The organism is Nocardia carnea (genome assembly GCF_029868325.1).
Lineage (GTDB): Bacteria > Actinomycetota > Actinomycetes > Mycobacteriales > Mycobacteriaceae > Nocardia > Nocardia carnea_C.
This window is the reverse complement of sequence record NZ_JARWNW010000015.1, coordinates 1-11,351: the sequence shown is the minus strand read 5'-3', so window position 1 is coordinate 11,351 and position 11,351 is coordinate 1. Positions and strand designations below refer to the sequence as shown.

General features: G+C 68.1%; 9 protein-coding genes and 1 pseudogene. 1 reads left to right on the top strand and 9 read right to left on the bottom strand.

Features of this window, described 5'->3' with window-relative positions; all coding sequences use genetic code 11:
* Positions 1–141: 141 nt before the first annotated feature.
* The 9 genes and pseudogenes from QH196_RS00320 to QH196_RS00280 all read right to left on the bottom strand — a co-directional run bounded on the left by QH196_RS00320 (position 142) and on the right by QH196_RS00280 (position 8,569).
* Complete coding sequence (locus tag QH196_RS00320; protein WP_280413730.1) at positions 142–1,491, bottom strand: acyl-CoA dehydrogenase family protein; 1,350 nt, start codon at positions 1,489–1,491, stop codon at positions 142–144.
* Positions 1,492–1,958: 467 nt separating this feature from the next.
* Positions 1,959–2,193: pseudogene (locus QH196_RS00315) on the bottom strand (Dps family protein); the annotation flags it as partial.
* A gap of 122 nt (positions 2,194–2,315) precedes the next feature.
* Complete coding sequence (locus QH196_RS00310; protein ID WP_280413729.1) at positions 2,316–2,861, bottom strand: NAD(P)-binding oxidoreductase; 546 nt, start codon at positions 2,859–2,861, stop codon at positions 2,316–2,318.
* A 51-nt stretch (positions 2,862–2,912) separates the two neighbouring features.
* The gene (locus tag QH196_RS00305) at positions 2,913–3,611 is read right to left on the bottom strand and encodes a type 1 glutamine amidotransferase domain-containing protein (protein WP_280413728.1); all 699 of its coding nucleotides are present in this window, start codon (positions 3,609–3,611) and stop codon (positions 2,913–2,915) included.
* Positions 3,612–3,713: 102 nt separating this feature from the next.
* A complete protein-coding gene (locus tag QH196_RS00300; protein ID WP_280413727.1) occupies positions 3,714–4,589 on the bottom strand; it encodes an enoyl-CoA hydratase/isomerase family protein in 876 nt (291 codons plus the stop codon).
* Between the two features lie 149 nt (positions 4,590–4,738).
* A complete protein-coding gene (locus QH196_RS00295; protein WP_280413726.1) occupies positions 4,739–5,704 on the bottom strand; it encodes an alpha/beta hydrolase in 966 nt (321 codons plus the stop codon).
* Positions 5,705–5,777: 73 nt separating this feature from the next.
* On the bottom strand, positions 5,778–6,227 hold the full coding sequence (locus QH196_RS00290; RefSeq protein WP_280413725.1) for a Dabb family protein: 450 nt from the start codon (positions 6,225–6,227) through the stop codon (positions 5,778–5,780).
* Complete coding sequence (locus QH196_RS00285) at positions 6,224–7,105, bottom strand: NmrA family NAD(P)-binding protein (protein WP_280413724.1); 882 nt, start codon at positions 7,103–7,105, stop codon at positions 6,224–6,226. The genes QH196_RS00290 and QH196_RS00285 overlap by 4 nt, the downstream gene beginning before the upstream one ends.
* Before the next feature lie 27 nt (positions 7,106–7,132).
* A complete protein-coding gene (locus QH196_RS00280) occupies positions 7,133–8,569 on the bottom strand; it encodes an MFS transporter (RefSeq protein WP_280413723.1) in 1,437 nt (478 codons plus the stop codon).
* A gap of 106 nt (positions 8,570–8,675) precedes the next feature.
* Here QH196_RS00280 and QH196_RS00275 point away from each other — a divergent pair.
* Positions 8,676–11,351: AAA family ATPase (locus QH196_RS00275; protein ID WP_280413722.1), on the top strand; the 2,676-nt coding region annotated here is incomplete at its 3' end.

The window sequence follows — 11,351 nt, the reverse complement described above, 5'->3', positions numbered from 1 at the left end:
GGACGAAGTGGCCGCGACGCTCACCGTCGGTCGCGCCCAGTACGAGCACAGGGTCGCCGTGACCCCCACGGCCCCCGCCGAACAAGCCCAGGCCCAGGACAAGGCCGCGGGGGCGGCGCCCCCCCGGCCCACCCCGGATTCTTAGCCCTGGCGCTGCTGGCGGGGGGCTTTGCCCCCCGCCGCCAGCTCCTGCTCCCGCGTCACCTTCCGCAGCCCGGCGACGGCTTCGGGCCGGAAGGGGCCGAGGTTGGCGCGTATCCACTCCCTGGCGCGCAGCCGGAAGCTTTCGACATCCTCACGCACGCTCGGCTCGTCCGGCTGGAGCGCCGGTGCTGCGTGGTTCTCCGCAACTGTCTCCGGGTCCGGTGCGGGCCGTCCCTCCTGTTCGATCAACCGGTCGGCAAGACTGCGGCGGTGTTCGGCCGGTGTGCCGTTCAGCGTGCGGTTCACGGTGGCGCGGCGCAGGAACACATGCAGGTCGTGCTCGAACGTCAACCCGATTCCGCCGTGCAGCTGCACGCAGTCCTGCAACAGCTCCGGCCCGTAATGACCGATGAACGCCTGCGCCACCGCCACCAGCTCACCCGAATCCGCCCGGCGTTCATCGACCGCCGCGGCGGCGCTGTCGGCAATCGCGTGCGCCGCCTCGAGCCACGATTTCAGGTCGGCGATCCGGTGTTTGAGCGCCTGATACGACGCCAGCGGCCGCCCGAACGAATACCGGTCCGTCATCCAGTCCAGCGCCATCTCGAAACCGGTCTGCATCGCACCGACGGTTTCCGCACACTGCACGGCCACCGCGACCTCGGACTGCCACGCCACCTGCTGTGCCGCCGTCCCGAACTCACCCACCAGAGCACTCCGCGGAACCCGGACATTGTCGAAGGTGACCGCCGAGAACCGGCGCGTGAGGTCGGGCGAGCGCAACGAGGTGACGGTGACTCCCGCACTCTCCGCCGGGACCAGAACCTGGCCGACCGCACCGTCACACCGTCCGGTGACCAGCAGGTGGCTCGCCACCCCGGCGGACTCGACAGGTCGTTTACCGCCGTTGAGCACCAGCTCGGTCCCGTCGACACGTATGTCGAGCCCGGCCCCGTGCCGCCATCCGGGTTCGGCATGACACCAGGACGCGAGAGACTCTCCCGACAACAGTTCCGCCAGAACCTCCGGATGCGAACCACTCTCGGCCAGTGCGGCAGCAACCATATTCGCCGACACCAACGGCCCCGGCGCGGCATACCGCCCGAACTCGTAGGCGACCAGCGTCAGATCTACAACGGGCCGCCCGCTGATCGGACCACCCCCGTCCTGCTCCCCCACCAGCAGCGACGTCCACCCGAGCCCGGCCCCACCCCGCCAATAGTCGGCCGCAAACCCGTCCTGGTCGTGCCGCAACCCGCGCAGCCGATCCCGCGGCACCCGCGTAGCCAGGTATTTCCCGGTGGTCGAGCGGAAGAACTCCTGCTCATCGGAGATATCGAACAGCATGGGTCGGCTCGCTTCTCTATGGGTCGGGAAGCCGGATCACACCGCCGCGTCGGCGCCGGAAACAGCATTTTCTCATTTGATAATGCCACTCTCTTGTTAGTCAAACTAGACTTCTCGACGCCTGCGGCCATGCATCACGTACACATGACGACACGGCAAGTCCTCGGCCACGAGCGGTGCGTCACCCCAAGCAGCAGACATCAGGGATTCGACACCGACGCAAGTGGCCCGCGCTCCGACCAGGGCGCGGGCCACTCGCATACAGGCGATCAGAGTCGGCGGAAAGTCCCTCGGCTCACGGCGTGGGTGCCTCGTTGCCGAATCCGACGAGGGTTCGCGGAGCTGGTGGCGATTGCCCTGGTGCGGACGTCTGAGGACCGCGCTCCACCAGGCGGCACCGCGCTGTCCTGGGCCGGATCCAGGGCCGGGCATTCGCGGTGGTGTGGCCGGCGGCCGGTGCCCGTAGGTCAGGCAGTGTTGCGGTTCTCTTCCCGAAGCATCCACGCCTGTTTTTCCAAGGCTTCGATGATCTGATGCAGGAGGTCTGCGGTGGTCGGGTCCTCCCGGTCGACGACTGCGTGGACGGTGCGGGCGGTGTGCGCGCATCCGCTCGGCGATGGTGTCGACGTACTCGCGGGCGCCGTCGGCGATTTCGTCCAGCTGGAGGTGGAGGTCGCGGAAGTTGCGGCCGACGATGTTCCATGGTGGTGGCCATGTCCGAAGGCCCTTCTCTTGGGTGCCGGATGTGTCTTGGATGGCAGCTGTCCGGCGTGCCGCCGAAGCGGCAGCACACCGGACAGCGGGACGGGACGCGCCCGGGAGGGTCAGCCTGTGATGTGCTGCCGGACGGCGTCCGCGATCGGTGTCGAGCCCTCGGTGAGCTCGAGGATCTTGTGACGGATCTGGGGAGCGTGGACGAGCGCTGCGAGGGTGGCGGCCACATCGTCACGGGTGATCTGGGTGTGGATCAGTGCAGAAGCGAGGCTGATCCGGCCGGTGCCGGGCTTGTCGGTCAGCGCGGCGGGACGCAGGATTACCCAGTCCAGATCGGTTGCTGCCAGATCGGCGTCGGCCTTTTTCTTCACGGCGATGTAGTGCTCGAAGGTGTCGGACACTTCACGCCCGCGCCAGGCTTCGGGGAAAACCGAGACGAGCACGAGCCTGCGCGTGCCGGCCAGGCGGGCCGCCTCGATAGCGGTGGTCAGTCCCTTGCCGTCGATGGCCGTGGTGGCGTGGACGCCGCCGGCCGCGAGTCGTTCGCCCTGTTCGGGGCGTCGGTAGAGGCCGTTGACCTGGTCACCGGCTGTGACCAGCAGCCGCGCCAGCCGCGAACCGACGGCACCGGCGATTTCGAGGATGAAGATCTTCACCTGGTCACTCGTCTTTCCAGTGCTGCGCGAGCGGCATCACGACGTAGGCGCTCATGCGTGCGTCCTGTTGACCTCGTCGACCAGTTCGAGCAGTCGGTCGGCTGCCGGCCCTGAGGAAGCGGGGTTCTGCCCGGTGATCAGCAGGCCGTCCTGGAGGACGTAGGGCTCCCAGTCACCGACCTTGGAGTAGATGCCGCCGAGTTTGATGAGTTCGTCTTCGACCAGGAACGGGACCACTTCGGTCAGCCCGACGGCGGCTTCCTCCGAGTTGGTGAACCCGGTGACCTTCTTGCCCTGGACCAGTGGGGTGCCGTCGGGGTTGGTGGTGTGGCGTAGCACACCGGGCGCGTGGCAGACCAGAGCGAGCGGTTTGCCCGCGCGCAGGATGGTCTCGATGAGCCGAGCGGAGTGCTCGTCCTCTGCCAGGTCCCATAACGGGCCGTGCCCGCCGGCGTAGAAGACCGTGTCGAAGTCGTCGGCCGAGATCGAGTCGAGGCGCACGGTGTTCGCCAGCGCGGCCATGGCCTCGTCATCGGTCTCGAAGCGCCGGGTCAGGTCGGTTTGGAAGGCGGGCTCGTTGCTCTTGGGGTCCAGCGGCGGTTGCCCGCCCTTGGGCGAGACGAGCACGACGTCGACGCCGGCGTTCTTGAACAGGTAGTACGGGGCGGCCAGCTCCTCCAGCCAGAAGCCGGTCTTGCGGCCTGTGGTCCCGAGTTCGTCGTGGGAGGTCAGAACGAGGGCAACTTTCACGGTATGACTCCTTCAATAGGGTCGGTCGACCTCGATGAGACGAGGTGGATGAGTACGCGTTCGTGTAGCACAGGAAAAGGCGATCAAAACCGAACCAGAGGGTCAGCGGCGCGTCGTCGAGGATCGGTGCGCCCAGGGCACGGCCTCGAGCAGGTGTTCGAGACGGACCTCGCCGTCACGGGTTTGCCCGCCATGGTTCATCACCATCCGGAGCCGGTCGACGACGTCGTCAGGGGACGGGTACACCTTCGCGTGGGCGGCCGCCTCCTCCGTGAGAATCGGGACTGGGCCACTTGCTTCGGCCGCATCCAGTGCCTCTTTCGCTGCGGCGGCCACTCCGGGGGGCAGAGCTGCGATGCGCCGTGCAAGCGAGTCGACGAAAGCGTCGAGATGCTCATCGGGCACCGCGCGGTTGATCCATCCGTACCGTTCGGCGAGCGAGGTCTCGAACAGTTCCGCGCCGAGCACGATCTCCAGCGCGCGGGCCCGTCCGACCAGGCGGTTGAGGTATTGGGTGCCGCCACCGCCGGGGAAGATGCCCATCAGCGACTCCGGCTGCGACAGCCAGGTCCGGTCGGCAGCGGCGAATCGCATATCCGCAGCCATCGCCAGCTCGATACCGCCGGCGCGGGCGTAGCCGCGCAGCTTCGCGATCGTCACCTGGGGAAGTGCGCGGATTCGCTCGTTGAGCTGCTGTAACGGGTTGAGCGATGAGTCGGAATCGGGGTCGGCCAGGGCCGTTAGCGTGCTCGGGTCGAAGGACCACTCGAAGTCCGCGTGGGCGGAGAAGAACTCAGGGTTGGCCGATTGGAAGATGATAACGGCGATATCGTCGTCGGAACGCGCCTCGGTGGCGAATGCTTTGAGATCGTCGGCCAGCGCGGCGTCGAGGGTGTTGACGGGCGGGTTGTCGATCGTCACCCAGGCGACCCGGCCTTCTGCACGGACCACGAGCGTCCGATAGCCGCTGTACTTCATCGAGATTCTCCATTCGGTCAGGGCGAGGCGGGTCGATGCCCGACCGTTGTCGTCGGGACTCGGGGTGGGCTGACCGGTGGCCGGGCATGGCGCAGCCGCGGCAGGCAATCGGGTTGGGGCCGCCGACCGGCCACCGGTCTACCGCGTGCTCAGGCCGTCAGTGCGTTCTTCAGTGTGGCGATGGCCTGCCCGATCGCGGCTTCGGCCGCGTGGGTACCGCGCAGGGCGTTGAGCATGACGAAGTCGTGGATGACGCCCTGGTAGCGGGTGGCGACTACGGGCACCCCGGCGCGGCGCAGCTTGTTGGCATAGGCTTCGCCCTCGTCGCGCAGCACGTCGGCCTCGGCGGTGATGACCAGTGCGGGCGGCAGCCCGGCGAGCTCGTCGACACTGGCGCGCAGCGGGCTCGCGGTGATCTCCGCGCGCTCCGCGGGGTCGGTGGTGTACTGGTCCCAGAACCAGTACATGGCGTCACGGCGCAGGAAGTAGCCCTCGGCGAACTCATGGTACGAGCCGGTGTCGAAGGCGGCGTCGGTCACCGGGTAGAACAGCACCTGCTGGCGGAACTCGATATCGCCGCGTTGTTTGGCGAGCAGGGTGACCGCAGCGGACATGTTGCCGCCCACCGAGTCACCCGCGATCGCGATCCGCGTGCTGTCCAGCCCGCGGTCGGTGCCTTGCCGCGCCACCCATGCCGCCGCCGCATAGCTCTGCTCGATGGCGACGGGGTATCGGGCCTCCGGCGACAGGTCGTACTCGGGGAAGACCACTGCGGCACCGGTGCCGACGGTGAGCTCACGGACCAGGCGATCGTGCGTGCCGGCGTTGCCGAACACCCAGCCGGCGCCGTGGATGTAGATGATCACGGGAAGCGTGCCGGTGGCCCCGGCGGGCTTGACTATGCGGACATTCACCGAACCCGTGGGCCCACCGGTGACCGAGACCCACTCATCGTCGACTGCGGGCTTGGCAATGTCGCCGGACTGGACCTCGTCGACGGTCTTGCGGCCCTCGATCGGGCCCAGTTCGAACAGGAACGGCGGCTTCGCGGTCGCCGCCGCGAATTCGGCGGCTGCGGGTTCGAGTACAGGAGGCGTCGGGACGTATTCGGGCATGAATGCGGCTCCTTCTGGTGAGTGGATGATCGCCGGCGTGGACAGTGTGCAGTGGCACCGCGAACAGTGCAGGTCAGGTGAGGTCCGGCGTGCTGGTATGCCGTGGCTGTCGTCGGTGTTTACCGGGTGCGGCGCTGCCGCTGTACTCGCCGACGTCGGCGACGAGTTCGGCGATATCGGGCAGGTTCTCGAACCTGCGGCGGTGGATGTCGGCGATCTTGTTTCCTACCTCCGGGTCCGGATCGTCGGCGATGTCGTACGACACGAACTTGTCGACCAGCGGTAGCCCGACTCGATCCATGGCCAGGTGCGCCGGGTGGTTCATGTACTCCTCGTAACTCTCGAGGTCGGCGAGGACGGATACCGCACCGTATTCGAACTCTCCGCCGAAATCGGGCCCGACGATGCGTGCTGTGATCACTGGGATGGCGTTGATGTGCTCACGCATCTGCGCGAGAGCGGCTTCCTTCTCGTGCTCGGTGACGTGGGGCTTGACCGTGAACCGAATGCAGTGGTAAATCATCGAGTCTTCCTGTCGGCGGGTATACGCATCGATATGAACGCGGCGGCGTAATCGCGGGCGAAATCGGTGATATCGCGGCCCGGGTGCCCGGTGATGTCGGCGACGGACGTGTGCACTTCGGCGGCTTCGCCCCGGGCGTAGTGGGCGTAGTCCTCGACGAGACCGGCAAGCTGCCACGGCGCGAGCAGGCCGGTCAACGCGGCGGTGAATTGGTCGGCCGAGGAGTCCTGGAAGGTGATGTCCTGCCCGGTCGCGTCGGCGAGGGCGCGCGCGATCTGTTCGTGGGTCACGGCGCGGGGACCGGTCAGTGTGTAGGTGCGGCCGGTGTGTCCTGTACCGGTCAGCACGACGGCGGCGGTGTCCGCGATATCCCTGCTGTCGATGGCACTGACGGCGGTGTCGCCGATCGGCGCAGCGAACCAGCCTTGTGCGATGGTGCCGGCGAATCCGAGCAGACTCTGCATATAGAGGTTGGGCCGCAGCACGGTGTGGTCGAACCCGAGCTCTTGTACGTGGGCCTCGACTTCGGCGTGCCAGCGTAGGAACCGCACCGGTGAATCAGCGTGTGCCGCGTACTGCGAGAGCAGCACGAGCCGGCGTACACCGGCGTGGTGGGCGATATCGGCGAACCGGATCTGCAGCGCGGCGGCGTCCTCGGCCGAAGGGCTGTTGAGGAAGGCCGCGTCGACGCCGTCCAATGCGGCGGCGATCGAGACCGGATCCCGCAGGTCGGCGACAACCGTATCGGTGCCGGGGACGGTGCGGTCGGGGTTGCGGGTCATCGCGCGAACGGTGACGCCGCGGCCTTGCAGTGCGGTCACGAGTGCGGATCCGACCGTCCCGGTCGCTCCGGTCACGAGCACGGTGGAGGCATTCATCGTTTGTCGTCCATTCTGTGAAGGAAGTCAGCGGGTGCGTGCAGTGGCCGACGCCGTCGGCTTCATGACGGTGGAGACGAGTGACACCACAAGGGCGATCAGAACGAGCGCGGCCTGGCCGAAGAAGGCAGCTGTGAAAGAGATGTCGCCGGTCTTTCCCGAGGCGCCGATCGCGATCCCGGCCAGTGCCGCGAGCCCGACCGCGCCGCCCAGCTGCTGCGCGGCGTTCACCAGCCCACTGAGCAGGCCTGATTCACCGTCTGCACTGTCGCGCACGGCCATCGCGGTGGCGCTGACAGCGCCGAGCCCGAGACCGGTGCCGATCAGTACGAACGCGGCGGCCAGGCTGCCGGAGAAGCCCGAGGTGGTCGGATCCAATGCCAGCCACAGGAATCCGACGAGCAGCACGGCCAGCGCGACCGGCTGCACGCGGGTCAGTCCGATGCGCGTCGCCAGCACCGGCGACGCGACGCTACCCACAATGATCATGCCCGCGAGCGGCAGCTGAGCTATTCCGGCCGCCAGCGGGCTCATACCGAGTACCTCCTGCTGGTACTGGGGCAGGAAGAAGAACAGGCTCACCAGAGTGCCGCCGATCAGCAGCATCACCACGTTCGCAGTGACCACCGGCGTCCTGCGGAAGACACCGAGCGGGACCAGCGGGTGGGGCGAGCGCGCCTCGACGATCACGAAGACCACCAGGGATCCGAGGCCGACCACGAGACCGAGGACGGTACTGATCGCGGTCCACCCGGCGTCGGAAGCGGAGACCATGCCCAGCGCGAGCCCGGAGATCCCGAGGGTGATCGTGATGGCACCGAGCGCGTCGAACCGGCCGGGCCGCCCAGGAATCGGTCGCACCGAGCGCCACACGATGATCGCCCCGGCAATGCCGAACGGCACCGGGGCCACGAACACCGCCTGCCAGCCCAGCAGTTCGGTCAGCGTCCCACCGAGGAACACGCCGATGAGACTGCCGGCACCCGCGACAGCGCCCCAGACCCCCAGGGCACGGGTGCGTTCCGCGGGAGTCGCGTAGAGGGCGAGGACGAGCGAGAGCGCGGCCGGTACCACCGCCGCCGCGCCGATCCCCTGCGCGATCCGCGCGACGATCAGCGTCGTCGAATCGGTCGCCAGCGCACACGAACCCGTAGCCACCAGGTAGACCGTCATCCCGGTCAGGAACACCTTCCGGGCCCCGAGCACGTCGGCGAGACGACCCCCGAGCAGTAGCAGGCCGGCGAACGCCACAAGGTAGCTGTCCACGACGAGAGTGAGCTCCGCGGCCGTGAGCCCGAGACCCGCACGAATCGTAGAGGCAGCAAGGTTCACCATCGCAGCGTCGAGGATGACCAGGAACATGGCTGTCGCCAGGCCGACCATCGCCACGGCCCGGGGTATCGGCGAGGGTGCGTTCACGGCAGTGGGTGCGGCGTCGGTGAGCATCGCATCGTCCTTCCTCATGCCACCACGATCTCGGATGCACGCCGGCCTTCGCGTCGGTGAAAATCACCTAATCGCCGGGACGGGCGGATACGTGCCGCGGCGGCATCCCCCATAGGGTTCGACCATGCCCACGACGACCGCTGCCCCGCTCATCGGCCGAGACAACGAGATCACCGATCTGCTCGGGCTCGTGGGCGCGGCGAAGCAAAGCGACGGCGGTGTGCTGGTGCTCCGCGGAGAGCCGGGTATCGGCAAGAGCGCGCTGCTGGACCACATCGAGCACGCGAGCCGGGGGAAGTTCCAGATCATCCGCGCGTCCGGTTCGGAATTCGAGGCCGACCTGCCGTTCGCAGGCCTTCACCAGCTGTGCATGCCGGCGTTGGCGCACCTCGACACACTGCCGGTTCCCTACCGCGCCTCCCTCATGGTTGCGTTCGGGCTGACCGACGGCACTCCGGACCCATTCCACGTCGGCCTCGCCGCACTCGAACTGCTCGCGGCCACTGCCGCGCAACGGCCACTGCTGTGCCTTGTCGACGATGCCCACTGGTTGGACAGCGCCTCGACCCAGGCATTGACGTTCCTGGCGAGGCGTATCGCGGCGGAGCCGATCGCGATCGTCTTCGCAGCCCGCGATCAGGAACCCGTCCGTGGGCTCGACGAGCTGGCCGGGTTGACGGTCGGTGGCTTGAGCGACACAGATGCGCGGACGTTGCTGGCCCGCAACAACTCCATCCTGCTCGACGAACGAATGCGTGATCGCCTCCTGACCGAGTCCCGCGGGAACCCACTCGCCTTGATCGAGCTGCCGAAATCCAGTTGTTTCGAGCTGCCGACGCCCTCGCCGGTCGCCGGCCGGATCGAGCGGAGTTTTCAGATCCGGGTGGCGGCGCTGTCGCCGGACGCACGGCTGCTACTGGTCCTCGCGAGCGCCGACCCCACCGGAGACCCGGCGCTGGTATCGGCGGCCGCGCAACGTCTGGACATCGATGTGCCGGCCGCAAGCATCGCCGCCGAAGCGTCCGGGCTCATGGTGTTCGACATGCGCGCGCACTTCTGCCATCCGCTGGCACGGTCGGCCGTCTATCGCGCGGCGGAACCCACACTGCGCCGGACAGCGCATCGGGCGCTGGCCGATGCCACCGACCCGGTCGCCGCGCCGGACCGGCAGGCCTGGCACCGTGCCCAGGCCACCACCGGCCCGGACGAACACGTTGCGGCGCAGCTGACATCGTCGGCTTCACGGGCACAGGCGCGCGGAGGTGTCGCTGCCGCCGCCGCGTTTCTCCGCCGTGCTGCGGCGCTGTCAGCCGATCCCGGCAAGCAGATCGAGCGCACGCTCGCCGCCGCGCGGACAACGCTCGAGACAGGCGAGGCAGACGCGGCCGCGGACCTGCTGAGCCGCATCGACACCGGGATACTGGATGATCCGCACCACGCGGCCGTCGATATGCTGCGCGGGCAGATCGCGTTCGTCCAAGGTGCCGACGGCGTGATCCGCGGACCGGAGCTCATCGTGCAGGCGGCGCAGCGGCTCGCGGCCGGCGATCCGGAACGCTCGCGCGAATACCTCGTGGCAGCGCTGGATATGGGGCTCTCCGTCGGGCGTCCCGCCGGGGTGATGGATCGGGTGCTCGAGGCGGCTCGTTCGGCGCCGCCGTCGGCGCGACGGCCGGACCTCCTCGATGCGCTGGTGCGATTGAACGCCGAGGGACACCACGCCGCTCTGCCGATGGTTCGCCGAGCCCTCACCGGCGAGGACGCCGGCTGGACCCGCACGCCGGCTCTGGCCACGGTGCTCGCGTGCGAACTCTGGGATCTGGACCTGCACGCAACGATCGTCGACTGGCTGGTGCGAACCGGACGCGATACCGGGGCACCGATGATCATCCGACTCGGCCTGGGACAAGCGGCGCTGCACGCGGTGCTCACCGGGCACTTCGGGCAGGCAATGGCTGCGATCGCCGAGGAGGAAGCGTACGCCGATGCCGTCGGTGACCTGCCGCATCTGTATCCGAGAGTCCACCTGGCGGCAATGCGTGGCCGCCGCCAGGAGGTACTCGACCTTGTTGCGGAGGGGACAGGCCGGGGCACCGGATTACTGACCGCAAACCTCAACTGGGCGAAGGCAGTGCTGTACAACGGCCTGGCCGACTATCCGGCCGCGCTGGAGGCAGCACAGCAGGCCGTGGCGAGCGGTGACCTCTTCCTCGCCGGCTTCGCGCTGCCCGAGCTCGTGGAATCCGCCGTCCGCTGCGGTGAGAACGCGGTCGCGCGGGCGGCGCTGGAATCCCTCCTCGAACGCACGGAAGCCGCTGGAACCGCCATGGCCCTCGGTGTGGCGGCCGGCGCGCGGGCACTGGTCGACGACGCCGAAGACAACTATCTGGAGGCACTCGAGCACCTCACGGACAGTTCTCTGCCGTTGCATCTAGCGCGGGCGCACCTCAGGTACGGGGAGTGGTTGCGCCGGGCCGGCCGCCGCCGCGACGCACGAAAACACCTGCGTGTTGCGTACGAACACAGTTCGGATATCGGGCTGGAGGCATTCGCCCAACGGGCCGCCGCCGAGCTGCGGGCGACCGGAGAGGTTGCCCGCAGCCGCTCCGAACACACATACGACCGCCTGACCATGCAGGAGATGCACATTGCACGTCAGGTCGCGACCGGTGCGACGACGAAGGAGGTGGCCGGCAGCCTGTTCCTCAGCCCGCGGACGGTGGAGGCCCACCTGCGCAGCATCTTCCGCAAACTCGGTGTCACCTCGCGCAGGCAGCTCAAAGACATCCCCGATCTCGGG

What these genes read in the sequence shown, in the direction of transcription:
- QH196_RS00285 (WP_280413724.1), bottom strand. Translation starts at nt 7,105, where the DNA reads ATGAATGCCTCCACCGTGCTCGTGACCGGAGCGACCGGGACGGTCGGA.
- QH196_RS00300 (WP_280413727.1), bottom strand. Translation starts at nt 4,589, where the DNA reads ATGAAGTACAGCGGCTATCGGACGCTCGTGGTCCGTGCAGAAGGCCGG.
- QH196_RS00295 (WP_280413726.1), bottom strand. Translation starts at nt 5,704, where the DNA reads ATGCCCGAATACGTCCCGACGCCTCCTGTACTCGAACCCGCAGCCGCC.
- QH196_RS00320 (WP_280413730.1), bottom strand. Translation starts at nt 1,491, where the DNA reads ATGCTGTTCGATATCTCCGATGAGCAGGAGTTCTTCCGCTCGACCACC.
- QH196_RS00290 (WP_280413725.1), bottom strand. Translation starts at nt 6,227, where the DNA reads ATGATTTACCACTGCATTCGGTTCACGGTCAAGCCCCACGTCACCGAG.
- QH196_RS00280 (WP_280413723.1), bottom strand. Translation starts at nt 8,569, where the DNA reads ATGAGGAAGGACGATGCGATGCTCACCGACGCCGCACCCACTGCCGTG.